Raw genomic sequence first — 22,020 nt, 5'->3', positions numbered from 1 at the left:
CTGATGAAGAGAACCTACAGGAAACCTCTGGAGGCGAAAATAAGCTACAAAGGCCGGGCTGTCAGCGGTCAGAGCGTAACGACTCGGTTTCCGACCTGAACAGCCCTCACCAGGGACATTCACCGACGCGAGTGGGCATCGTCGTCTCGTCGGCGCACCTGAGGTGCGACCATGGTCCCGGCGACGAAGGGAAGATTCCCGCGGCACGAGGTGGAGGTGACCATGACCGCGGCGGTGTTCGGCCACGACGGCCCGTGGACCGAAGAGGAGTACCTCGCCCTCAGCGAGACGCAGCAACGCGTCGAACTCTTCGACGGGAGCCTCCACGTGACGCCGGCGCCCACCCCGCGGCACCAGCGGATCCAGCGGAACCTCGGCAACCTGCTCGAAACCGCGGCGCGGCGCGTGGGCCTGGAGCTGCTGGAGACGGTCAACGTCCGGCTCAAGCCGGGCCGGATACCGATTCCCGACCTGGTCGTCACCGAGCCGATCGACTTCGACGAACCGATGATCGAGGCGCGGGACGTCCGGCTCGTCTGCGAGGTCATCTCACCGAGCAACGCGGCGACGGACAAGGTGCTCAAGATGCACTACTACGCCGCCGCCGGCATCGAGTGGTACCTGCTGGTCGAGCAGGAGACCGGCACGTTGCACCTCTACCGCCGCCAGGGCCGGCACTACCGGGAGGTGTCGGTGACCAAGCCCGCCGAGGTGCTGGAGCTGACGGACCCCGTCCGGGCGACGATCCGGCCGGAGGATCTCGTCCCCTGACGGATGTCGGTGCGCTCGCCTAGGGTCGGCCCATGAGCGAGCGCCATCGAGCGAATCGTCACCGCAGTGCGGCCGTGCCTCCTGGCCGCGCGGAGCGAAGCGTAGTGCCGTCATGAGCGAGTTCGACGCGGCCACCGCCGCCGTGCAGGCCGCCCTCGACGCCGGGGCCCGCTATGCCGACGCCCGGGTGATGCACCGCCGGTACGAGTCGATGTCGGCGCGCAACGGTGACGTCGAGGAGCTGACCCAGCACGAGAGCGTCGGCCTGGGGGTGCGCGCCCTGGTCGGCTCCGGGTGGGGTTTCCAGGCCGTACCCGAGCTGTCCGACGCCTCGGCCCGCGACGCCGGCCGGCGCGCCGCGGCGATCGCCACCGCGAGCGCGCGCGTCTCCGGCCCGCCGATCGACCTCGTGCCGGTCGAGGCGGCGGTGGCGAGCTGGGCCTCGACCTGCGCGGTCGATCCGCTCGGGGTGCCGCTCTCCGACAAGGGCGACCTGCTGGTCGGCGCCACCGCGACCATGCGGGAGCACGGGGCCGACCTGGCCGAGGGGCTCTACCAGATCTGGGACACCACGAAGTGGTTCGTCTCCAGCGAGGGCCACCGGATCGACCAGCACATCCGGGAGTGCGGCGGCGGCATCTCGGCCACCTCGATCGGCGACGGCGAGACCCAGCGCCGGTCCTATCCGAGCTACCGGGGGCAGTACGGCACCACGGGGTGGGAGCTGGTCACCTCACTCGACCTGGCCGCGCACGCCGCCCGGATCGCCGAGGAGTCCCGCGAGCTGCTCACCGCCCCGGAGTGCCCGGCCGGCGAGACCGACCTGATCCTCGGCGGCGAGCAGCTCGCGTTGCAGATCCACGAGTCGGTCGGGCACGCCATCGAGCTGGACCGCATCCTGGGCTGGGAGGCGGCCTTCGCCGGCACCTCCTGGCTCGACCTGGCCCGCCTCGGCTCACTGCGCTACGGCTCCGAGCTCATGAACGTGACCATCGACCCGACCATCCCGGGCGCGCTGGGCAGCTTCGGCTTCGACGACGAGGGCTCCCCGGCGGTCGCCCGGGACGCGGTCCGCGAAGGGCGGTGGGTCGGGGTGCTCGCCGGCCGGGACTCGGCCGCCGTCGCCGGCCTGGGCTACGGCGGCAGCGTACGCGCCGACGGCTGGGCCCGGCTGCCGATGGTGCGGATGACGAACGTGGGCCTGGAACCCGGCCCGCACACGCTCGACGAGATCGTCGCGGCCACCGACGACGGGGTGCTGATGGACATCAACCGGTCCTGGTCGATCGACGACAAGAGGCTCAACTTCCAGTTCGGCTGCGAGGTCGGCTGGGAGGTGAAGAAAGGCCGCCGGGGGCGGATGCTGCGCAATCCCACCTACACCGGCATCGGGCCGGTCTTCTGGCGGTCGATGGACATGCTCTCCTCGGAGATCGTCCCGTGGGGCACGCCCAACTGCGGCAAGGGGCAACCCGGCCAGGTCGGGCACACCGGCCATCCGGCCGCCCCGGCCCGCTTCCGCGGCGTCCGTGTGGGGGTGCGCGCGTGAGCGCCGAACAGGATCTCGCCGCCCGGGTGGTGGAGCTGGTCCGGCGCGTGGCCGGGCCGGGCGCGGAGGCCGAGGTGCTGGTGACCCGCACCGACCTCGCGCTCACCCGCTTCGCCAACTCCTCGATCCATCAGAACGTCGCCGAGACCGGCACCGCGATCCAGCTGCGGCTGCACGTCGACGGGCGGACCGCCGCGGGTGGCGGCAACCGGGTCGACGCCGACGGGCTGGCCGCGCTGGTCGAGCGGACCCGGGCCGCGGCCCGGCTGGCCCCGGCCGACCCGGCCTGGCCCGGGCTCACCGCGCCGACGCCGACGCCGTCCGGCCCGGGCGTCGACGAGGCCACCGCGTTCGCCTCGCCCGACGAGCGGGCGGCCCGGGTACGCGCCTTCGTGGACGCGGTCGAAGGGCTGGAGGCGGCGGGCTACTGCCGCACGGCGTACCGGTCCGGCGCGTTCGCCAACTCCGCCGGGCACTCGGCGCAGGGGCGGGCGGCGGAGGCGGCCATGGACGGCATCGCCCGCACCGGGGGCGTCGACGGCGTGGCCCGGAACTGCGCCGACCGCCTCGCCGACCTCGACGGCGCCGCGCTCGGCGCCCGCGCGGCGGCCAAGGCACGGGCCGCGGCCGACCCGGTGGAACTGCCGCCCGGGCGCTACGAGGTGGTGCTCGAACCGGCGGCGGTGGCCGACCTGTTGCAGAACCTCGCCTGGTTCGGCTTCAACGGCAAGCGGTACGCCGAACGCCAGTCCTTCGCCGAGCCGGGCGCCGCCCAGTTCGACCCGGCGGTGACGCTGGTGGACGACCCGCTGCACGCCTCGACGCTGCCGTTCGACCTGGAGGGCACGCCCCGGCGGGCGCTGCCGCTGGTGGAGGCCGGCACCACCCGGGCGGTGGCCCACGACCGGCGCAGCGGCGCGGACGCGGGCGTCGCGTCCACCGGGCACGGCATGGCCGGCGGGTCGACGTTCGGGCCGATCCCGCACAACCTCCGCCTGCTGCCGGGCGCGCCGGACACGGTCGACGCCGGGGTCGCGGCCGGACCGGTGAGCGCCGGGGTGACCGGGGCGGTGGGCGACCCGGACACCGCGGCCCTGGTGGCCGGCGTGCGGCGCGGACTGCTGGTCAGCGACTTCTGGTACACCCGGGTGCTGGACCCGAAGCAGCTGGTCGTCACCGGGCTGACCCGCAACGGGGTCTGGCTGGTCGAGGACGGCGTGCCGGTGCGGGCGGTCCGGGATCTCCGGTTCACCGAGTCGTACCCGCGGGCGTTGGGGCCGGGCCGGGTGCTCGGCCTGGGCCGGTCGCCGGTCCGCCAGCCGGACCGGATGGACGGGTCCTGGTGGGAGGGGCCCGCCCTGCGGCTGTCGTCGTGGAACTTCACCGGCGGCGCGTCCGGCTGATCCGGAACACCGACGCGGCGACGCCGTCCGCATATTGATCATGATCCGGGTCTTTCCAACCCGCGGGACACACGGGACACTGCGTTGCGCGGCCGGGCCGTGAAGATCGGCGTAACGTGTGTCACTTAGCCGCGCCGGTTCACCGGCGTGGTCCCGCGCGTGCGCAGGACGTGACAGTGACGTCAGGGAGATGACTCGAATGACATCAACGGCAACGAGACCGCGGGGAGCGCGGGCACGTGCCGCCATCGCGGCGAAGACGTTGCGGACCGACCGCTGGTGGTTCGCGCCATTGATCACCGTCGTCGGGCTGAGCGCGTGGGTCATCTACGCGACCGTCCGGGTCTTCATGCACAAGTGGTACTGGGTGGACCAGTACCACTACCTGACGCCGTTCTACTCCCCCTGCGTGACCGAGCGCTGCGTCGAGGGTTCCTCGCACTTCGGCAGCTTCCTGCCCGGCTGGTGGATCATCCCGGACGCGGCGCTGACCCTGCCGTTCCTGCTGCTGTTCCGGCTCACCTGCTACTACTACCGCAAGGCCTACTACCGGTCGTTCTGGCTGTCGCCGCCGGCGTGCGCGGTGCCGGACGGGCACCAGTCCTACAGCGGTGAGACCCGGTTCCCGCTGCTCGGTCAGAACCTGCACCGCTACTTCTTCTACGCCGCCGCGATCATCTCGCTGATCAACACCTGGGACGCGATCTACGCCTTTCACTCCCCCGAGGGCTTCGGCTTCGGCCTGGGCAACGTCATCCTGCTGATCAACGTGGTGATGCTCTGGGCGTACACGATCTCCTGCCACTCCTGCCGGCACATCATCGGCGGCCGGCTCAAGCACTTCTCGAAGCACCCGGTGCGCTACAAGGCGTGGACCGGCGTGTCCTGGTTGAACGTCCGGCACATGCAGCTCGCCTGGATCACCCTGGGCACGCTGGCGCTGACCGACTTCTACGTGATGGCGGTGGCCGCCAAGTGGATCACCGACCTCCGGTTCATCAACTGAGGGCCCCTGACATGACTGAGACGCGAATCGAACGACACCACTACGACGTCGTCGTGATCGGGGCCGGCGGCGCCGGCCTGCGCGCGGCGATCGAGGCCCGGCTGGCCGGCAAGAAGACCGCGATCATCTCGAAGTCGCTGTTCGGCAAGGCGCACACGGTGATGGCCGAGGGCGGCGCGGCGGCCGCGATGGGCAACGTGAACTCGCGCGACAACTGGCAGGTGCACTTCCGGGACACCATGCGCGGCGGCAAGTTCCTCAACAACTTCCGGATGGCCGAGCTGCACGCCAAGGAGTCGCCGCAGCGGATCTGGGAGCTGGAGACGTACGGCGCGCTCTTCGACCGCACCTCCGACGGCAAGATCTCGCAGCGCAACTTCGGCGGCCACGAGTACCCACGACTGGCGCACGTCGGCGACCGGACCGGCCTGGAGCTGATCCGCACGCTCCAGCAGAAGATCGTGTCGCTCCAGCAGGAGGACAAGCGGGAGTTCGGCAGCTACGACGCCCGGATCCGGGTGTTCGCCGAGACCACGGTCACCGAGCTGCTGCTCGACGGCGACCGGGTGGCCGGCGCGTTCGGCTACTACCGCGAGTCCGGTGAGTTCGTCCTCTTCGAGGCGCCGGCCGTGGTGCTGGCGACCGGCGGGGTCGGCCGGTCCTACAAGGTCACCTCGAACTCCTGGGAGTACACCGGGGACGGTCACGCGCTCGCGCTGCGCGCCGGCGCCACGCTGATCAACATGGAGTTCCTCCAGTTCCACCCGACGGGCATGGTCTGGCCGCCCTCGGTGAAGGGCATCCTGGTCACCGAGTCGGTGCGCGGCGACGGCGGCGTGCTGAAGAACTCCGACGGCAAGCGGTTCATGTTCGACTACGTCCCCGACGTCTTCCGCAAGCAGTACGCGGAGACGGAGGAGGAGGCGGACCGCTGGTACACCGACCCGGACAACAACCGGCGTCCGCCGGAGCTGCTGCCCCGCGACGAGGTCGCCCGCGCGATCAACAGCGAGGTCAAGGCCGGTCGGGGTACGCCAGCCGGCGGTGTCTACCTGGACATCGCCTCGCGCAAGTCGGCGGAGGAGATCCGTCGCCGGCTGCCCTCGATGTACCACCAGTTCAAGGAGCTGGCCGACGTCGACATCACCAAGGAGCCGATGGAGGTCGGCCCGACCTGCCACTACGTGATGGGCGGCGTCGAGGTGGACCCCGACTCCGGCGCGGCGGCGGGCACCGTACGCGGGCTCTTCGCCGCCGGCGAGGTCTCCGGCGGGATGCACGGCTCCAACCGGCTGGGCGGCAACTCCCTGTCCGACCTGCTGGTCTTCGGCAAGCGGGCGGGCGGCCACGCGGCCACGTACACCGACCAGCTCACCGCGCGCCCGGCGGTGTCGGTGGCGGCGGTGGAGGCCGCGGTGGAGACGGCCCTGGCGCCGTTGCAGCGGGACACCGGCGAGAGCCCGTACCAGCTCCAGCAGGACCTCCAGGTGGTCATGGGCGACCTGGTCGGCATCATCCGGCGGGAGGGCGAGCTGGCCGACGCGCTGGGCCGGCTGACCGAGCTGCGGGAGCGGGTGGCGAAGGTGAGCGCGGTCGGCGGCCGGCGCTACAACCCGGGCTGGCACCTGGCGCTCGACCTGCGCAACATGCTCGTGGTCTCGGAGTGCACCGCGAAGGCGGCGCTGGAGCGGCAGGAGTCGCGCGGCGGGCACACCCGGGAGGACTACCCGGCGATGGACCCGAAGTGGCGGCGGGTCAACCTGGTCTGCTCGTTGGACGGGGACACGGTCCGGCTGACCCACAAGCCGCTGCCGAAGATGCGGCCGGAGCTGATCGGGCTGTTCGATCGGGCGGAGCTGTCCAAGTACCTGACCGACGAGGAACTCGCCGAGTTCGACGCCCTCACCGAACAGGAGCGCTGAGGAATGGGAACCGATCCGCAGCAGGCGGCCGGCAAGCCGGCCGCGAAACGCCAGTTCCGCATCTGGCGGGGCGACGAGACCGGCGGCGACCTGAAGGACTACTCGGTCGAGGTCAACGAGGGCGAGGTCGTCCTCGACGTGATCCACCGGCTCCAGGCCACCGAGGCGCCGGACCTGGCGTGCCGGTGGAACTGCAAGGCCGGCAAGTGCGGCTCCTGCTCGATGGAGATCAACGGCAAGCCGCGGCTGGGCTGCATGACGCGGATGTCGACGTTCGAGGAGACCGAGACCGTCACGGTCACCCCGCTGCGCACGTTCCCGGTGATCCGGGACCTGGTCACGGACGTCTCGTTCAACTACGAGAAGGCCCGGGAGACGCCCGCGTTCGCGCCGCCGGCCGACGTGGCGCCCGGTGAATACCGGATGCAGCAGGTCGACGTCGAGCGCTCGCAGGAGTTCCGCAAGTGCATCGAGTGCTTCCTGTGCCAGAACGTCTGCCACGTGATCCGTGACCACGACGAGAACAAGCAGGCGTTCTCCGGCCCCCGGTTCTTCATTCGCGCCGCCGAGCTGGACATGCACCCGCTGGACGCGAAGACCGACCGCAAGGAGTACGCGCAGTCCGAGATGGGGCTCGGTTTCTGCAACATCACCAAGTGCTGCACCGAGGTCTGCCCCGAGCACATCAAGATCACCGACAACGGGATCATCCCCATGAAGGAACGCGTCGTCGACCGCAGGTACGATCCCCTTGTGTGGCTCGGTAACAAGATCTTCCGGAGGGGTCAGGTGCCTCAGACCAGCGCGACCAGCGGGCATGTCAGCGGTGCGGTGACCGCCGGCGCGGCACACGGCGGGGTGCACTCCCACGCCGGCGGCTCGCACGACAGCGGCGCCGAGCGCCAGGCCCAGCAGGGTGTCAACTGGCAGCGCGAGGTGCCGCACCCGACCGCCCCGGCCGTCGACTCCAGCGGCAAGCTGCCGCTGACCGAGTTGACCTTCGACCGGGCCGCCGCGCCGTCGCCGTTCGGCGACGACGTGGAGTTCCCGCTGCCGCCGGAGCACCTCAACTTCGCCCACCCGCAGCAGGACGAGCCGAAGCACTGAGCAGCGCGACGATGACGGGGGCCAGCGGCACACGCCGCCGGTCCCCGTCTCGTTTCCGACCCGCTGTCCGGTTCGTGGTCTCAGGCGGACGCGGCGAGCAGCGGGCGCAGCGCGGGCACGATCGGCACGTCGGCCGGCAGCCAGGCGACGCTGTCCAACTCGGCGGCCGAGAGCCAGCGCAGCTCGGCGTGCTCCAACGCCTCCGGCTGGTCGCCGTGGAGCAGACGGGCGGCGTAGACGCGCAGGACGGAGCGACCGTGGGCCATCCGCACGTCCCGTCCCACCCGCGCGCCGACCGCGACCCGGACGCCCAGTTCCTCGGCGCACTCCCGGGCCAACGCCTCGGTCTCGGTCTCCCCCGGCTCGACCTTGCCGCCCGGGAACTCCCACCGCCCCGCCACCTCGGGGGGCGCGGAACGCTCGCAGGCGAGGACCCGGCCGGCCACGATGATCGCCGCCCCGACGACCACCCTCGGCTCCTGCCGGTCGGCCTGCCCGTTCCCGGTAACCCGTTCGGTCCGCACGAGCCACCAGCGTGCCAGATCAATCGGCGGTTTGGGTAGCTGAGTCGACCGTCAGGCCAACAGAACACGGAAGTGTGGGCGTGGACACACCATCTGTGCGGCGACAGACTAGAGGGCGTCGACTGGGACACGGGATGGCGACGATTTGGCCACAAGCCGGCAACGACGCCTGGGAGGTGCGGTGATGCGCGTGCTGTTCAGCGGCCGGGCGAAGCACGACTACCTCAGCGACGCGCTCGCCCTGCTGTCCGGATGGACCCGGGAGGGCGAGCAGATCCGCCGCACGCTCGTCCTCGACGACACCCAGCACGCCGCGCTCACCGAGCGGGTGGCCGTGGTGGCCGACGCGTTGCGGCTGCGCCCCGAGATCAGCCGCCGGGCCGACCGCACCCAGATCAAGGTGGGGCACGGCGACGACGAACCACTCACCGAGGGTGAGGTCCTGCTGGCCGCGCGCATCGAGGACGCCGTCCGGGCGGTCACCGAGCGCTGAGCGCTGGCGCGTCTGCCCTACCGTCGAGGACATGTCTGGCCCGACGTACGACCGCAAGGAACAGTTCCAGCAGATCCAGAGCGGCCTGCTGCCCGGTGAGCAGATCATCGCCGTCTACGACGCGATCGGCACCGGCACCGGCTTCATCGGCCTGACCGACCGGCGGGTGATCATCCAGGACCGCTCCTTCGTCGGCAAGCGGTACGCCATCACCAGCATCCCCTACTCGAAGATCACCAGCGTGAGCGTGGTGAGCAACAAGCACTGGGGCGGCTCGTTCTTCTCCACCGGCGCGATCGCCGTGCACGTCGGCACGCACACCTACGAGGTCGAGTTCCGTGGCTCGGAGAAGAGCCACCACGTGCACAACGTGATCCTGCACCACATCTCCTGATCGGACGGTGACACAATCGCCGCCATGGGGGGACGAGTCGCGCGGTGGCGCGCCTGGTGGGCCACCGACCGGCGGGCCGTACGCCTGATCCGCCGGCTCCTCCTGGTCGGCGCCGCCGGCGCGGTGCTGTCGACCGCCGTGACCGCGGCGAGCGTGGTCTGGATCCGCGACGGCGCCGAGGGGCACGCGTTCACCGCCGCCGACGTGCCGGAGGCGCCGGTGGCGCTGGTGCTCGGCGCGAAGGTCGAGCCCGACGGGACGCCGTCGCCGTTCCTGGCCGGTCGGCTGGAGATCGCGCGGCAACTCTTCGCGGCCGGCAAGGTCCGGGTGGTGCTGGTCTCCGGCGACCACATGAACTGGGACTACGACGAGCCGGACGCGATGCGGCGCTGGCTGGTCGAGCGCGGTGTGCCGGCGGACAGGGTCGTGCTGGACCACGCCGGGTTCGACACCTACGACTCGTGCGCCCGGGCCCGGCGGGTCTTCGGGGTGCGGCAGGCCACCGTGGTCACCCAGTCGTTCCACCTGCCCCGCGCGGTGACGCTCTGCCGGCGCCTCGGCATCGACACCAACGGCGTCGGCGACGACACCGCCCGCCGGTACGCCGACCAGTGGCGGATCAGCACCACCCGGGAGTACGGCGCCGCCGTGAAGGCCGCGGCGGACGTGCTCTCCGGCCGCGACCCGGTGCACCTGGGTCGTCGGGAGACCGCTGTCGACGACGCCCTGCGGGCCGGCTGAGGCGCGTAATCCGGTTGTCGCGGGTGGCGACGGCTGGTCTGCTGCCGTGATGTCCGTCTTCGACGATCCCGGCCTGTTCGGCCGGCTCTGGGCCGCCACCTACGACGGCCCGGGCAATCCCGGCCCCTCTCCCGCTGTCGACTTCCTCGCCCCGCTGGCCGACGGCGGCCCGGTGCTCGAACTGGCCGTCGGCACCGGCCGGGTGGCCCTGCCGCTGGCCGCCCGCGGCCTCGCCGTGGAGGGCGTCGAGGCGTCCCCGGAGATGGTGGCGCAGCTGCGCGCCAAGCCGGGCGGCGAGCACATGCCCGTCACCATCGGCGACATGGCGGACGTCCCGGTCGCCGGGCCGTACCGCCTGGTCTTCCTGGTGTTCAACACGCTGTTCAACCTGGTCGACGCCGAGCGCCAGGCGGCCTGCTTCCGCAACGTCGCCCGGGTGCTGACCCCCGGCGGGGCGTTCGTGGTCGAGACCTACGTGCCCGACCCGGCCGACTTCGACCGGGACGAGCAGGTCCAGGTCCGGGAGGTGACCGAGGACTCGGCCACCATCCGACTGCACCGGTACGACCGGGCGGCGCAGACGTTCGTGCGGCAGACCGTCACGTTCGACGCCGACGGTGTGCACCTCAGGCCGTTCGCCATGCGCTACGCCTGGCCGGAGCAGATCGACGAGATGGCGGAACGCGCCGGGCTGCGCCTCGCCGAGCGGTACGCGGACTGGGACCGGACCCCGTTCGACGCCGACAGCCGGGCGCACATCTCGGTCTACCGGACCCGGTAGCGGTCGCCCCGAGGGCCGGGACCTTTCCTCCCGGCCCTCGGTCGTGCCGGTTACGCTGGCGCGGCCGGGCCTCGGCCGCCACAGGGTCAGGAGGGGTCGATGACCGTCACCGTCGCCGCGATGGACGACACGCACGCCGACGCCGTGCTGGAGATCTACCGGCTCGGCATCGCCGAGGGGCACGCCACGTTCGAGACCGAGCCGCCCGACTGGTCCCGGTTCACCGCCACCCGGCTGCCCGGGCACCGGTGGGTGGCGCTCGACCCGGCCGGGCAGGTGCTCGGCTGGGTGGCCTGCTCGGCGGTCTCGGACCGCTGCGTCTACGCCGGCGTGGTCGAGCACTCCGTCTACGTGCACCCCGGGGCGCGGGGGCGGGGCGTCGGCCGGGCCCTGCTGGACGCGTTGGCGGCCTCCACCGAGGCGGCCGGCATCTGGACCATCCAGTCCGGCGTGTTCCCGGAGAACACCGCGAGCCTCGCCCTGCACGAGCGCTGCGGGTTCCGGGTGGTCGGCACCCGGCAGCGGATCGGCCGGCACCACGGCGTGTGGCGGGACGTCACGCTGATCGAACGGCGCAGCCCGCGGATCGACTGACCGGGGCGTCAGGCGACACAGAACTCGGTACCCTCCGGGTAGTACGCGGGGCAACGTTGACAATCAGGAGCCGCTTCGATCTCACATGCCGGCCAATGTCAGCACGTGGTGGAATCCGCGAGGCTGGGCCGGCGAACTCGTCATCGGTAGCACCAGGGCCGGTATGCCGGCGGCCACGGAACCGCCGTCGCCGCTGGGATGGTCACCGACCATCAGCGTCCGATCCGGCTGTGCCTCCAGGGCGTCGAGTGCGGTGCGCCAGATCTGCACATCGGGCTTGATGAAGCCGACCTCGTAGGAAAGCACGTATGCGTCGATGTAGCGGTCCAGTCCGTGCCGGGCAAAGCATTCGCGAATGTCCCAGCCAGTGTTGCTCACCACGCCAAGGCGAATATCGCGGGCGCTGAGGGCGGCGAGAGTGGAGGACGTGTCCGCGTACGGCTCGAGTGCTTCGGCGTGCGTTTCGTGCAGGGCTCGCGCGAACGGCAGGTCCACCCCACGGATCTGCTGCAGGACGGCCAGAATCGCCCGGTCCCACACCTGCGGGTCCAGGTCGCGGGCAACATGAGCAGGGTCCGCAGCCGTTGCCCGCAACAACTCAGCGAAATCCGCGGCGATGCGCTGAGCGTCACCGGCGACCACCTCCCGGCCGAGCGATGCCGCGGCGCTGCCGACCCAGCGGTCAGGGTCTCTGGCGAACAGGGTCCACGCGAAGTCGAACAGGACGGTCGTCACGGGTTTCGAAGCCACCAGGCCAAGCTAGATCAGCGGGACGACTCCCGTGGGGCCGTGATGCTCCTGACCGCACTCGACCGCTACCGCACCTCGTCGCCGTGGCGACTCCGCCCCTCGACCCGGTCCTGGACGATGCGCGTGCTCTGGTCGGGAACCAGCTCCGAGAACACCCGCAGGTGCTTCTGGTCCACCCACGTCACCTGGGTGCCGTCCCCGAAACCGTCGTAGCTGTCGACGCTCTTGCGGGTCAGGTTGTTCATCCGTCGGCCGTCGAGGTCGCAAGCGAACATGTCGGTCGCCAGCCCGTTCGGCTGCGGCGACTCGAACGCCACCCGGGCGCGTTCCGGGTCCGGACCCGACAGGAGCGGGCGACCGGTCGCCGGTGACAGCCAGACGTCCTCGGGGTAGCGGATTCCGGCACGGACGACGAGAAGGTAGGGCGTGCGTGACACCGGCCGGCCACCGACGCACTCGACCGCGACGACCAGCCCCGGTGTACCTGTCGACCGCGCGACCTCGACGTGCCCGGCGTGCAGGGCCACTCCGTCGACGTAGGGCAGTATGCCGCCGCGGTCGAGCAGGCCGACCGCGGCGAAGCGTCGCTGCGGGGGCCGCCCGGACACAGCTTGCAGGTAGGCGAGGTCCGTGATGATGTGCAGGACGACGGTGGCTGCCGCGCGACACGTGCCGCGCACCACGAACCGGTGGGGCAGCGGCGTGGCGCGGGCGATGTCCGTCCCGGTCAGGGTGTGCAGGTCGAGCCTGCGCGCGTTCGCCCCCGCGGCGGCCAGCGACCAGTCCGCCGGAAGGACGCACAGGTCCCGGCCCGGGACCAGCACCCGTTTCTGCGGGCCCTCGCCGTATTCGACCGCGCTGATCCGGACGTTGGACGCGACAGGTATCGCGTCCAGTTCGAGAGCGGGACGCAGGTGACGTCGCCGCACCCGCAGGCTGACGTGTCCCAGTTCCGCCGGATCGGCGGCGGGCCGGAACTCCAGCACCAGGTAACCGACGACGCACAGGACGGTCAGCGTCCACGCGATCCACAGGTTCCCGGCCAGGAAGGCGGGCACCTGGGACGTCGAGTAGTTCACGACGATGCTGGTCACCGTGAGGACGAGGGCGGCCAGCAGAGATCGACGTACGCCGCGCTCGGTCCGCATGCGCCGCAGGCTAGTGCACCCGGGGCTCGCCCTCCCATCCCCCGACGGGCCGAGTCTCTACACTGTGGACCCGTCCAAAGGCCGACGCGGCAGGCGGTCAGCGCGAGTGCGGCCGCCCGGTCAGACGAGGGGCGAGGGCAGCGGCACCTCTCCCCGCAGCGCCCGCTCCGCCAGCTGGACGCGCTGGGGGTGGAGGGTGGCATTGTGCAGCGGCTGGCCGGGCACGTTGATGCACCGTTCGCCGGGCACGGAGTCGCAGACCGGACACGGAAGGAACAGGCCGCAGGACGGGACGAGTTCCGCGCCCTGGGCCAGCGCCGCCCGACCGATCTTGACGAGAGACCGGTAGAGATCACGGTCCTGGTGTCGGGCGGCACTGGCAGCCACCTCCCGCATGCCCTCCCAGAACTGCTCGGCGGCCTTCGGCTCGTCTATGTCGATCCGCATCGTCCGGCATACCCGTTGTCGCCCGGTTCGCACCTCGGCATCCTGCCCGTCGCGGCGGTTCGCCCCGCCGGGTTCAACCCGCGCGGCGGAGCTCAGCGAGACGATCGATCCATCAGCGGAAACGCCACTCGACACCTGCCGTCGCCGACCGCTGGTCGACGAGATCTCACACTGTTTCGTGCCCCGTCTGTGCCCCGCCGTCACCGGGCGCTTCCGTGTCCACCTCATCGGCCGGGCGAGGAAGCCTTGCCAGGGTGGCCGCGAGGTAGGCGTTCCGGCGCGCGACGAGGCGTCGCAGGTACGGCCGCAGAATGCAGCTGGCCACGAGCCGGCCAACGGGTCCCATCGGCGCGGTGAAGTCGATGATGTCCCGCATGACGGTCGACGAGGAGTCGGCCGGGTTCGGCGTGAAGTGGTGCTCGTGGTGCCACCGACCGAACGGGCCGCTGATCTGCTCGTCGGTGAAGCCGTGCGGCCGCCGGTGGTCGGTGATCCGAACGGTCATCCGCCAGGGGAGGCCGAAGTGCCGGGCTTCCCACGTGACGACATCGCCGGCCCCCAACCGGCCGGTCGTCACGCCGCCGACCGCCCGTTCGCCGCTGGTCCCCATGGACTCGGTGTGCCTGGCGACGTCGAGGCAGGCGTCGAAGACGGTTTCCGGGGCTGCGTGGACGTCCGTGGTCAGCTCGATGCGCGGCACACCGCCACCGTAGGCCCCCGGTCGTGCGGGGAGGCGGCAGGACGAGCGCGCTGCACGACATCGCCGGCGGCCGGGTGTCCTGCGACGGTCGACGGTCGGCGCGGCGGCGGATCGGCGGATCGGCCGCGGTGGCCGGGTAATTCCGGTGACGGCGGTCGGGCGGGGGGCGAGGATGGTGCGTCGAGGGGGTGCGACCACGGATGGCCTTGACGGACGGCACGGACCAACATCGACCCGTCGCCCTGGTGACCGGCGCCGGCCGCAACGCCGGCATCGCCGCGTCGGTGGTGCTGAAACTGGCGCAGACCGGCTGGGACGTCGGCTTCACCTCCTGGACCCCGTACGACGAGCGGATGACCTGGGGAGCCGATCCCGGGGCCAGGACGCAGCTCGGCAGCCGAGCCGCCCGGCACGGGGCGAGAACCGCCGCGGTCGAGGCCGACCTCACCGATCCGCACGCCGCGGGGCGCGTCTTCGAGGCGGTGGAGCGAGAGCTGGGCCCGGTCAGCGCGCTCGTCCTCGCGCACTGCGAGAGCGTCAACTCGGGCCTGCTCGACACCAGCGTCGAGAGCTTCGACCGTCACTTCGCGGTCAACACCCGGGCGAGCTGGCTACTGATCCGCGAGTATGCCCGCCGGTTCCCGGGGCCGCACGGCACGGGACGCATCGTCAGCCTGACCAGTGACGCCACCGTCGGCAACCTTCCCTACGGGGCCAGCAAAGGCGCTCTCGACCGGATCACCCTGGCCGCCGCACAGGAACTGGCCCACCTCGGCGTGACCGCCAATGCCATCGATCCGGGCCCGACCGACACCGGCTGGATGACCGCAGAGATCAAGGATGCCGTCCTCCAAGCCACGCCGCTGCGTCGCCTCGGACGCCCCGAGGACTGTGCGAACCTCGTCGCGTTCCTGTGCTCCCCCGACGGCGGCTGGGTCAACGGCCAACTCCTGCGCAGCGACGGCGGCCTCGCCTGAGCAGCGCCACGCTTCCACCTGTTCAGCTTCAGATCTTTCTGCTTCGATGGCACGCAGGGCGCGTCCCCGCCTCGGTCGGGAATGAAGGAGCATGCGCGGTGTCCGGTTACCAGACCGTGTTGGCCGCAACGATCGCGGCCCTCGCGGCGTCCATCGGCTACTGGGTGACCCAGCGGGGGCAGCGCATCGACCGGAGGGCGAAGCTCTACGCGGAGGCCCTCGACGCGGTCCACAAATACCGCAATCTGCCGTTCCTTGTGCACTGGCGAACCCGCAGCGACCCGGACACCAGGTCAGAACTCAACCGGTTGACGCAGGATCGCGTCCAGAACATGTTCTACTTCAGCGGCCTTCTTCGCCTGCATTGTCCGGCCGTGGCTGAGGCTTACGATGCGCTGGTCGCCAAGACGCGTTCACAGTCGGGGCCTTATCGGCAGCAGGCATGGAAGGTGCCCGTGGCTGACAGCGACACGGAATTCGATCAGGGCCATCCGCCGTATGACTATGACACCCGGTCCGAGTACGACGCTTGCATCAACGCGATGCGCGCGGACCTGGCGCTCCTTCCGCCGCTCCGGAAGGACCGGCGCGCCCGGGGTGCGATCAGGGGCTGAGCGTCGCCACCCGCTACACGTTGAAGCGGAACTCCACCACGTCGCCGTCCTGCATGACGTACTCCTTGCCCTCGATCCGGACCTTGCCGGCGGCCTTCGCCGCCGCCATCGATCCGGCCGCGACCAGGTCGTCGTAGGAGACCACCTCGGCCTTGATGAAGCCGCGCTGGAAGTCGCTGTGGATCACCCCGGCGGCCTCCGGCGCGGTCGCGCCGACCGGGACGGTCCAGGCCCGCGCCTCCTTGGGGCCGGCGGTCAGGTACGTCTGGAGCCCGAGCGTCCGGAAGCCCACCCGGACCAGCTGGTTCAGGCCCGGCTCGGACTGCCCGATCGACTCCAGCAGCTCGCGGGCCTCCTCCTCGGGCAGGTCCACCAGCTCGGACTCGATCTTGGCGTCCATGAAGACCGCCTCGGCCGGGGCGACCAGCCCGCGCAGCTCGTCGAGGAACTCGGCGTTGCCCAGCTCCGCCTCGTCGACGTTGAAGACGTAGAGGAACGGCTTGGTGGTGAGCAGGTGCAGCTCACGCAGGTGCTCCAGCTCGACCTTCGCGGCGGCGGCGCCGGCGTACAGCGTGACGCCGTTGTCGAGGACCTCGGCGGCCTTCTTGGCGGCCTCGACGGCGGCGGCCCGGTCCTTGCGGAGCTTGGCCTCCTTCTCCAGCCGGGGCAGCGCCTTCTCCAGCGTCTGGAGGTCGGCCAGGATCAGCTCGGTGTTGATCGTCTCGATGTCGTCGGCCGGGGAGACCTTGCCGTCGACGTGCACCACGTTCGGGTCGGAGAAGGCGCGCACCACCTGGCAGATCGCCGAGGCGTCGCGGATGTTGGCCAGGAACGCGTTGCCCCGGCCCTGCCCCTTCGAGGCGCCCCGCACCAGGCCGGCAATGTCGACGAACGAGACCGGCGCCGGCAGCACCTTCTGCGAGGAGAAGATCTCGGCCAGCTTGGCCAGCCGCTCGTCGGGCAGCCCGACCACGCCGACGTTCGGCTCGATCGTGGCGAACGGGTAGTTCGCGGCGAGCACGTCGTTCTTGGTCAGCGCGTTGAACAGGGTGCTCTTGCCCACGTTGGGCAGGCCGACGATGCCGATGGTGAGACTCACGACGAACCAGCTTACGCGCCTCGCGGCCGGCGACCGGCAGGCAGGTCCGCCGGCCCGCTCAGACCGGTACGGCGGGCAGCAGGCGCGGCTCGATCCGGGTCTCCCGAGCGGTGCCGTCCTCGGCGCGGCTCACCTCGTACGCCGCCACGCCCTCACGGTCGGCCACCGCCTCGGCCAGCCGGGTGCCCCGGTAGATCAGCCCGACACCGTCGTCGGTGCAGTGGCTGGTCGGCAGCGTGCCGTCGGCGACCAGTCGGTGCATCAGCGGCCGGCGCTGCTCCTCGCTGTCGTAGTGCACGCCGTTGCCGTACGGGAGCCAGCCCAGCCCTTCGGTGAAGGCCCGCAGGGTCGGTCCGTAGCTGTCGGTGGCGCCGCCCACGTGCCAGCAGATCGAGCCGGCGGAGACCCCGGCCAGCACCACACCGGCCTGCCAGCACTCGTGCAGGATCTCCGGCAGGCCGTGCACCCGCCACACGGCGCACAGGTTGGCGACGCTTCCGCCCCCCACCCAGACGACGTCCTGCGCGAGCAGGTGGGCGCGGATGTCCTCGACGTTCGGCATCGGGTAGAGCGCCAGGTGGGACGGGCGGAACGGGGTGTTGGCGAACGCGCCGTAGAACACCGTGTAACCGGTCGGCTGGTCGCCGACGGCCTGACCCAGGTAGCAGATCCGGGGGGCGTCACCGGCCCCGGCCAGCTCGGCCATCAGCGGGAAGAGCTGGCTCGGCCGGGCGTCCCACGGCCCGCGGCGACGGCTGAAGAAACCCATGCTGGTGGCGACGATGGTCGGTTCGGTGGCAGGCATGCCCGTCCTTCCGGTCGTTGGCGTCCGAGATCATCCTGCCTGATCCGGCGGCTCCGCCTGGGCCCCGGCCAGCAGGGCACGCAACAGGTCGGCCAGCCGCTCCCGGTCGGCGGGGGGCAGCGTGTCGAGGATCCGCCGCTGCACCTCCAGCCCGGCCTCGGCCGCCTCCTCGACCACCCGGCGGCCGGTTTCGGTGAGGCTGACCCGCAGGGCCCGCCGGTCCGCCGGGTCGGGCGCGCGTCGGACCAGCCCGGCCCGTTCCAGCCGGTCGAGCCGGCCGGTCATCCCGCCGGAGGTCAGCATCAGCGAGCCGGCGAGCGCCTTCGGCGCCAGGGTGTAGGGCGGTCCGGAGCGGCGCAGCGCGGCGAGCACGTCGAACTCGCCGCGGCCGATGCCCCAGCCGGCGTACACCTTCTCCTGGCGGTCGCCGACCAGCCGGGCGAGCCGGTAGATGCGACCGAAGACGGCCATCGGCTCGGGGCGCATGCCGGCGCGTTCCCGGCGCCACTGCTCGACGATCAGGTCCACCTCGTCCGTTGCCACGGTTGCCGATTGTGCCGCACCTCGCACTTCCCCTTTTACTCGACCCTAACTATCTTATGGCTAAGCAAATTAGTGGCGAGGTAAGGAGTTTCCATGACCCACCGGCGCAGCGACGTCGCGCTCACCGCCCTGGCGCCGATCACCTGGGGCACCACCTACCTGGTCACCGCCGAGCTGCTGCCCGCCGACCGGCCGCTGTGGTCCGGCGCCGTCCGCGCCCTGCCGGCCGGCCTGCTCCTGCTGGCGCTCACCCGCCGACGGCCGCACGGCGTGTGGTGGGGCCGGGCAGCCCTGCTCGGCGCGCTCAACATCGGGGCGTTCTTCCCGCTGCTCTTCGTGGCCGCGTACCGGCTGCCCGGCGGCACCGCGGCCGTGCTCGGGGCCGTGCAACCGCTGCTGGTCGTCGCGCTCACCGTCGCCCTGCTCCGGGACCGGCCCGGCCGACCGGCGCTGCTCGCGGCGGTCGCCGCCCCGGCCGGCGTGGGACTCGTGGTGCTCCGGCCGGACGCCGGCCTCGACCCGCTCGGCCTCGCCGCCGGCCTGGCCGGCACCGCCGCCATGGCGGCGGGGCTGGTGCTCACCCGCCGCTGGGGCCGGCCGTCCGGGGTGGGCACGCTCGCGGTGACCAGCTGGCAGCTCGTCGCCGGCGGCCTGCTGATCCTGCCGGTCGCCGCCGTCGCGGAAGGCGCGCCGCCCGCGCCGGACGGCCCGGCCCTGCTCGGGTACGCCTGGCTCGGACTGGTCGGCACCGCGCTGGCCTACACGTTGTGGTTCCGGGGAGCCGCGCGCTTGCCGGCCACCCGGGTGTCGGTGCTCGGCGCGCTGAGCCCGCTGACCGCCGCGACGCTCGGCTGGCTGGTGCTCGGGGAGACACTCGGCCCGGCCCAGCTCGCCGGGTTCGCGGTGGCGGTCGCCGCCATGGTGCTCGGTCAGCTCCCGGGGCGCGCCGGCGCCGGACGGCGGCACCGTCAGCCGGCCAGCAACCGGCGCCAGTCGTCGGTCGCCACCCCCTCGGGCAGGGCGCCCGGCGGCAGCTCCGCCGCCGCGGCGAACGGCAGCGTGAAACGGTGCGCGGCGGCGGGCCCGGCCGCGTGCGACCGGTCGAGCAGCCAGCGCACCTCGTCGGCGGACCAGCCCAGGCCCGGCCGGGCCGCGATCTCCCGGACCAGACGCAGGCCGACCCGGGTGTCGTCGTCGTAGAAGCGCATGCACCAGTGGTGCGCCCACATGCCGAGCGCGCGCAGCCCGGCCGGGTCGAGCGAGCCGGCCAGCCGACCGCAGGCGGTGTCGGCGAACGGCCGCCCCGGGTCGTCGGCGCGGTCCCGTTCGATCGCGCCGTAGGCGGCCGGCGCCACCGCCCGCATCCGGTCGTAGAAGCCCTGCACCACCGCGGCGTCCAGCCGTGCTCGCCCCGATCGCATCAGCGGACACCCCGCCCGGCCACGCTCGCCATGCCCCGCACCTTTTCTTGAGTTGGTGGCGAGGACCGTACCGACCACTTACGACAGTTTCTCGCGTCGATCGGCAAGATCCACGCCACCCCGCCGGGGTGGCGGCATCCGGGAAGCGGGGACCCCGCCACCTCGCCGAGCTGGCGCGACCGCCGGCACTCACGTCCGAAACCCGCCAGCCGGGCGTCGGACCTGCGAGGCAGGATCAGTGGCATGGAGTTGGACTTCGAGCGGTGCTACCGGGCCGTCGACAGCCGCGACCCGCGGTTCGACGGCTGGTTCTACACCGGTGTGACCTCGACCGGGATCTACTGCCGGCCGTCCTGCCCGGCGATGACCCCGAAGCGGCAGAACGTCCGGTTCTTCCCGTCCGCCGCCGCGGCACAGGGCGCCGGCCTGCGGGCCTGCCGCCGGTGCCGGCCCGACGCGGCCCCCGGTTCCCCCCAGTGGGACGTCCGGGCCGACGTGGTCGGCCGGGCGATGCGGCTGATCGCCGACGGCGTGGTCGACCGCGACGGGGTGCCCGGGCTGGCCACCCGTCTGGGCTACACCGAGCGGCACCTGCACCGGATGCTCCGGGCCGAGCTGGGTGCCGGTCCGCTGGCGCTGGCCCGGGCGCAACGCGCGCAGACCGCGCGGATCCTCGTCGAGACCACCGGCCTCGGCCTCGCCGAGGTGGCGTTCGCCGCCGGGTTCGGCAGCGTCCGGCAGTTCAACGACACGGTCCGCGAGGTGTACGGCGTCACCCCGTCCGAGCTGCGGGCCGGCCGGAGCGGCCGGCGGGCGGCCGGCGGGGCGGGCACCGTCACGCTGCGGCTGGCCCACCGGCCACCCCTGCACGCCGGCGCGCTGCTCGACTTCCTCGCGCTGCGCGCGCTGCCCGGCGTCGAGGAGGTCCGGGACGGCGCCTACCACCGCGCGCTGCGGCTGCCGCACGGCTCCGCCACTGTGACGCTGGCCCCGGCCGACGGCCACGTGGCCGCCACGCTGCGGCTGGCCGACATGCGGGACCTGGCGCCCGCGGTGGCCCGCTGCCGACGCCTGCTCGACCTGGACGCGGACCCGGTCGCGGTGGACGCCACCCTGGCCGAGGACCCGGCCCTGGCCCCGGCGGTCGCCGCCGAGCCCGGCGTCCGGCTCCCGCACGCGGTCGACGGCTTCGAGCTGGCCGTGCGCGCCGTCACCACCCAGCAGGTCTCGCTCCGGTCCGCCCGCACCACCCTCACCCGCCTCCTCGCCGCCGTCCCGCCCGCCGTCCCGGCCGTGGCCGAGGAACCGACGGACGGCCTGCGGGCCTTTCCGACCCCGGCCGAGGTGCTGGCCGCGCCGGACACGGCGTTCCGGATGCCCGGGGCCCGACGGGAGACGATCCGGGCGCTGGCCCGGGCCGTCGCCGACGGCGAGCTGGACCTGGAGCCCGGAGGCGACCGCGAGGAGGCGTCGCGGCAGCTTGCCGCGGTGCCCGGTGTCGGGCCGTGGACGGCCGGCTACCTGGCCATGCGGGCGCTCGGCGACCCCGACGTCGTGCTCGCCACCGACCTCGGCGTCCGCCGGGGCGCGGCCGCGCTCGGCCTGCCCGACGACCCGAAGACCCTGCACGCCTACGCCGACCGCTGGCGCCCCTGGCGGTCGTACGCGACGATCCGACTCTGGAGAGCGGCATGAGCACTGTGGACAGCACCGTCATCGACACCCCCGCCGGCCCGCTGAGCGTGCTCGCCGGCCCCGACGGGTCGGTACGCGCGGCCGGCTTCACCGCCGACCCGGCGGCCCTGGTGCCGTTGACGCATCCGAGCCTGCGCGGTGACCTGCGGGAGCGGGGAGACCTCGGCCCGGTGACCGCCGCCGTGCGCGCCTACCTCGACGGTGACCTCACCGCGATCGACGCGATCCCGGTGGAGCAGCACACCGACGGCCTCTTCCTGACGCACGCCTGGCGCGTGCTGCGCGACGTGAAACCGGGCGACCCGGTGACCTACACCGGCTTCGCCGCGCTGGCCGGGCGACCGGCCGCCGTCCGGGCCGCCGCGGCGGCCTGCGCGCGCAACGCCGCCGCGCTCTTCGTGCCCTGCCACCGGGTGTTGCGCACCGACGGCACGCTCGGCGGCTACCGGTGGGGGCTCGACGTGAAGAAGTGGCTTCTCGGGCATGAGGGACGGGTGACGGCTAGCTGACAGCCGAACCGTCGCCCCCGGCCGCTA

Annotated in this window: 24 protein-coding genes and 1 pseudogene; 16 read left to right on the top strand and 9 right to left on the bottom strand. The window is 72.3% G+C overall.

The features are described from left to right. Positions 1-222 precede the first annotated feature (222 nt). The 6 genes from CO540_RS24100 (at position 223) to CO540_RS24075 (ending at position 7,758) form a co-directional block, all read left to right on the top strand. Positions 223-771, top strand: a complete 549-nt coding sequence (locus tag CO540_RS24100) for a Uma2 family endonuclease (protein WP_099164911.1) — start codon at positions 223-225, stop codon at positions 769-771. A gap of 112 nt (positions 772-883) precedes the next feature. Next, on the top strand, positions 884-2,320 hold the full coding sequence (locus tag CO540_RS24095) for a TldD/PmbA family protein (RefSeq protein ID WP_099163740.1): 1,437 nt from the start codon (positions 884-886) through the stop codon (positions 2,318-2,320). Further along, positions 2,317-3,723 (top strand): TldD/PmbA family protein, encoded by a 1,407-nt coding sequence (locus tag CO540_RS24090; protein ID WP_099163739.1) that lies wholly within the window; start codon positions 2,317-2,319, stop codon positions 3,721-3,723. Before CO540_RS24095 ends, CO540_RS24090 begins: the two co-directional genes overlap by 4 nt. Before the next feature lie 199 nt (positions 3,724-3,922). Beyond that, on the top strand, positions 3,923-4,729 hold the full coding sequence (locus CO540_RS24085) for a hypothetical protein (RefSeq protein WP_091570634.1): 807 nt from the start codon (positions 3,923-3,925) through the stop codon (positions 4,727-4,729). Positions 4,730-4,740: 11 nt separating this feature from the next. Next, on the top strand, positions 4,741-6,651 hold the full coding sequence (locus CO540_RS24080) for a fumarate reductase/succinate dehydrogenase flavoprotein subunit (RefSeq protein ID WP_099163738.1): 1,911 nt from the start codon (positions 4,741-4,743) through the stop codon (positions 6,649-6,651). Positions 6,652-6,654: 3 nt separating this feature from the next. Next, positions 6,655-7,758, top strand: coding sequence for a succinate dehydrogenase/fumarate reductase iron-sulfur subunit (locus CO540_RS24075; RefSeq protein WP_099163737.1), 1,104 nt, complete (start codon positions 6,655-6,657; stop codon positions 7,756-7,758). Positions 7,759-7,838: 80 nt separating this feature from the next. Here the strand turns inward: CO540_RS24075 and CO540_RS24070 are convergent, their stop codons facing one another. Beyond that, positions 7,839-8,228, bottom strand: a complete 390-nt coding sequence (locus tag CO540_RS24070) for a (deoxy)nucleoside triphosphate pyrophosphohydrolase (RefSeq protein ID WP_099164910.1) — start codon at positions 8,226-8,228, stop codon at positions 7,839-7,841. 238 nt (positions 8,229-8,466) lie between these two features. Between CO540_RS24070 and CO540_RS24065 the strand changes: the two genes are divergently transcribed. The 5 genes from CO540_RS24065 to CO540_RS24045 all read left to right on the top strand — a co-directional run bounded on the left by CO540_RS24065 (position 8,467) and on the right by CO540_RS24045 (position 11,285). Further along, positions 8,467-8,775 carry a 4a-hydroxytetrahydrobiopterin dehydratase gene (locus CO540_RS24065; protein ID WP_091570621.1) on the top strand — a complete coding sequence of 103 codons (309 nt, stop codon included), beginning with the start codon at positions 8,467-8,469 and terminating at the stop codon, positions 8,773-8,775. 31 nt (positions 8,776-8,806) lie between these two features. Beyond that, positions 8,807-9,169: a PH domain-containing protein gene (locus CO540_RS24060; protein ID WP_091570616.1), complete on the top strand. Its 363-nt coding sequence runs from the start codon at positions 8,807-8,809 to the stop codon at positions 9,167-9,169. A 24-nt stretch (positions 9,170-9,193) separates the two neighbouring features. Then, positions 9,194-9,910, top strand: coding sequence for a vancomycin high temperature exclusion protein (locus tag CO540_RS24055; RefSeq protein ID WP_099163736.1), 717 nt, complete (start codon positions 9,194-9,196; stop codon positions 9,908-9,910). Between the two features lie 49 nt (positions 9,911-9,959). Further along, positions 9,960-10,691: a class I SAM-dependent methyltransferase gene (locus tag CO540_RS24050; RefSeq protein ID WP_099163735.1), complete on the top strand. Its 732-nt coding sequence runs from the start codon at positions 9,960-9,962 to the stop codon at positions 10,689-10,691. Between the two features lie 99 nt (positions 10,692-10,790). Further along, complete coding sequence (locus CO540_RS24045; RefSeq protein WP_099163734.1) at positions 10,791-11,285, top strand: GNAT family N-acetyltransferase; 495 nt, start codon at positions 10,791-10,793, stop codon at positions 11,283-11,285. An 81-nt stretch (positions 11,286-11,366) separates the two neighbouring features. On the opposite strand, the gene CO540_RS24040 is transcribed toward CO540_RS24045, so the two are convergent. The 4 genes from CO540_RS24040 to CO540_RS24025 all read right to left on the bottom strand — a co-directional run bounded on the left by CO540_RS24040 (position 11,367) and on the right by CO540_RS24025 (position 14,330). After that, positions 11,367-12,035, bottom strand: a complete 669-nt coding sequence (locus CO540_RS24040) for an HAD family hydrolase (RefSeq protein WP_253866167.1) — start codon at positions 12,033-12,035, stop codon at positions 11,367-11,369. 65 nt (positions 12,036-12,100) lie between these two features. Then, the gene (locus tag CO540_RS24035) at positions 12,101-13,183 is read right to left on the bottom strand and encodes a hypothetical protein (protein ID WP_099163732.1); all 1,083 of its coding nucleotides are present in this window, start codon (positions 13,181-13,183) and stop codon (positions 12,101-12,103) included. A 120-nt stretch (positions 13,184-13,303) separates the two neighbouring features. After that, a complete protein-coding gene (locus CO540_RS24030) occupies positions 13,304-13,630 on the bottom strand; it encodes a hypothetical protein (protein WP_099163731.1) in 327 nt (108 codons plus the stop codon). Between the two features lie 166 nt (positions 13,631-13,796). Next, entirely contained in the window at positions 13,797-14,330 is a 534-nt protein-coding gene (locus CO540_RS24025; RefSeq protein ID WP_216642300.1) for an SRPBCC family protein, read from the bottom strand. A 245-nt stretch (positions 14,331-14,575) separates the two neighbouring features. Here CO540_RS24025 and CO540_RS24020 point away from each other — a divergent pair, with 245 nt between their 5' ends. Together CO540_RS24020 and CO540_RS24015 are read left to right on the top strand one after the other, a co-directional pair. After that, entirely contained in the window at positions 14,576-15,307 is a 732-nt protein-coding gene (locus tag CO540_RS24020) for an SDR family oxidoreductase (RefSeq protein ID WP_253866165.1), read from the top strand. A gap of 98 nt (positions 15,308-15,405) precedes the next feature. Further along, on the top strand, positions 15,406-15,921 hold the full coding sequence (locus tag CO540_RS24015) for a hypothetical protein (RefSeq protein WP_099163729.1): 516 nt from the start codon (positions 15,406-15,408) through the stop codon (positions 15,919-15,921). A 13-nt stretch (positions 15,922-15,934) separates the two neighbouring features. On the opposite strand, the gene ychF is transcribed toward CO540_RS24015, so the two are convergent. From ychF to CO540_RS24000, 3 genes are read right to left on the bottom strand one after another with little or no spacing between them, the layout of a single operon-like run. Next, positions 15,935-17,020 (bottom strand): redox-regulated ATPase YchF, encoded by a 1,086-nt coding sequence (gene ychF, locus CO540_RS24010; protein WP_099163728.1) that lies wholly within the window; start codon positions 17,018-17,020, stop codon positions 15,935-15,937. Between the two features lie 58 nt (positions 17,021-17,078). Then, on the bottom strand, positions 17,079-17,825 hold the full coding sequence (locus CO540_RS24005; RefSeq protein ID WP_099163727.1) for a peptidase E: 747 nt from the start codon (positions 17,823-17,825) through the stop codon (positions 17,079-17,081). A 30-nt stretch (positions 17,826-17,855) separates the two neighbouring features. Beyond that, positions 17,856-18,368 carry a MarR family winged helix-turn-helix transcriptional regulator gene (locus tag CO540_RS24000; protein ID WP_099163726.1) on the bottom strand — a complete coding sequence of 171 codons (513 nt, stop codon included), beginning with the start codon at positions 18,366-18,368 and terminating at the stop codon, positions 17,856-17,858. A 93-nt stretch (positions 18,369-18,461) separates the two neighbouring features. Between CO540_RS24000 and CO540_RS23995 the strand changes: the two are divergent. Next, a pseudogene (locus CO540_RS23995) lies at positions 18,462-19,283 on the top strand (EamA family transporter); the annotation flags it as partial. A 53-nt stretch (positions 19,284-19,336) separates the two neighbouring features. Here CO540_RS23995 and CO540_RS31070 read toward each other — a convergent pair. Then, complete coding sequence (locus tag CO540_RS31070; protein ID WP_245666138.1) at positions 19,337-19,789, bottom strand: hypothetical protein; 453 nt, start codon at positions 19,787-19,789, stop codon at positions 19,337-19,339. 243 nt (positions 19,790-20,032) lie between these two features. On the opposite strand from CO540_RS31070, the gene CO540_RS23990 reads away from it, so the two are divergent. Both CO540_RS23990 and CO540_RS23985 read left to right on the top strand, forming a co-directional pair. After that, complete coding sequence (locus CO540_RS23990; RefSeq protein ID WP_099163724.1) at positions 20,033-21,484, top strand: AlkA N-terminal domain-containing protein; 1,452 nt, start codon at positions 20,033-20,035, stop codon at positions 21,482-21,484. Further along, complete coding sequence (locus CO540_RS23985; RefSeq protein WP_091570569.1) at positions 21,481-21,993, top strand: methylated-DNA--[protein]-cysteine S-methyltransferase; 513 nt, start codon at positions 21,481-21,483, stop codon at positions 21,991-21,993. The genes CO540_RS23990 and CO540_RS23985 overlap by 4 nt, the downstream gene beginning before the upstream one ends. Positions 21,994-22,020 lie beyond the last annotated feature (27 nt).

The organism is Micromonospora sp. WMMA2032 (assembly GCF_002688545.1).
In the GTDB taxonomy this organism is placed as follows: Bacteria; Actinomycetota; Actinomycetes; order Mycobacteriales; family Micromonosporaceae; genus Micromonospora; species Micromonospora sediminicola.
The sequence above is the reverse complement of the archived record's forward strand: the minus strand, read 5'-3'. Positions and strand labels throughout refer to the sequence as shown.

Bases quoted from the DNA above. Each gene is read 5' to 3' on its own strand.
- CO540_RS24050 (WP_099163735.1), top strand. From the start codon at position 9,960: ATGTCCGTCTTCGACGATCCCGGCCTGTTCGGCCGGCTCTGGGCCGCC.
- CO540_RS24055 (WP_099163736.1), top strand. From the start codon at position 9,194: ATGGGGGGACGAGTCGCGCGGTGGCGCGCCTGGTGGGCCACCGACCGG.
- CO540_RS31070 (WP_245666138.1), bottom strand. From the start codon at position 19,789: ATGCGATCGGGGCGAGCACGGCTGGACGCCGCGGTGGTGCAGGGCTTC.
- CO540_RS24065 (WP_091570621.1), top strand. From the start codon at position 8,467: ATGCGCGTGCTGTTCAGCGGCCGGGCGAAGCACGACTACCTCAGCGAC.
- CO540_RS24045 (WP_099163734.1), top strand. From the start codon at position 10,791: ATGACCGTCACCGTCGCCGCGATGGACGACACGCACGCCGACGCCGTG.
- CO540_RS24005 (WP_099163727.1), bottom strand. From the start codon at position 17,825: ATGCCTGCCACCGAACCGACCATCGTCGCCACCAGCATGGGTTTCTTC.
- CO540_RS24095 (WP_099163740.1), top strand. From the start codon at position 884: ATGAGCGAGTTCGACGCGGCCACCGCCGCCGTGCAGGCCGCCCTCGAC.
- CO540_RS24035 (WP_099163732.1), bottom strand. From the start codon at position 13,183: ATGCGGACCGAGCGCGGCGTACGTCGATCTCTGCTGGCCGCCCTCGTC.
- CO540_RS24085 (WP_091570634.1), top strand. From the start codon at position 3,923: ATGACATCAACGGCAACGAGACCGCGGGGAGCGCGGGCACGTGCCGCC.
- CO540_RS23985 (WP_091570569.1), top strand. From the start codon at position 21,481: ATGAGCACTGTGGACAGCACCGTCATCGACACCCCCGCCGGCCCGCTG.
- CO540_RS24030 (WP_099163731.1), bottom strand. From the start codon at position 13,630: ATGCGGATCGACATAGACGAGCCGAAGGCCGCCGAGCAGTTCTGGGAG.
- CO540_RS23990 (WP_099163724.1), top strand. From the start codon at position 20,033: ATGGAGTTGGACTTCGAGCGGTGCTACCGGGCCGTCGACAGCCGCGAC.
- CO540_RS24060 (WP_091570616.1), top strand. From the start codon at position 8,807: ATGTCTGGCCCGACGTACGACCGCAAGGAACAGTTCCAGCAGATCCAG.
- CO540_RS24080 (WP_099163738.1), top strand. From the start codon at position 4,741: ATGACTGAGACGCGAATCGAACGACACCACTACGACGTCGTCGTGATC.
- CO540_RS24100 (WP_099164911.1), top strand. From the start codon at position 223: ATGACCGCGGCGGTGTTCGGCCACGACGGCCCGTGGACCGAAGAGGAG.
- CO540_RS24075 (WP_099163737.1), top strand. From the start codon at position 6,655: ATGGGAACCGATCCGCAGCAGGCGGCCGGCAAGCCGGCCGCGAAACGC.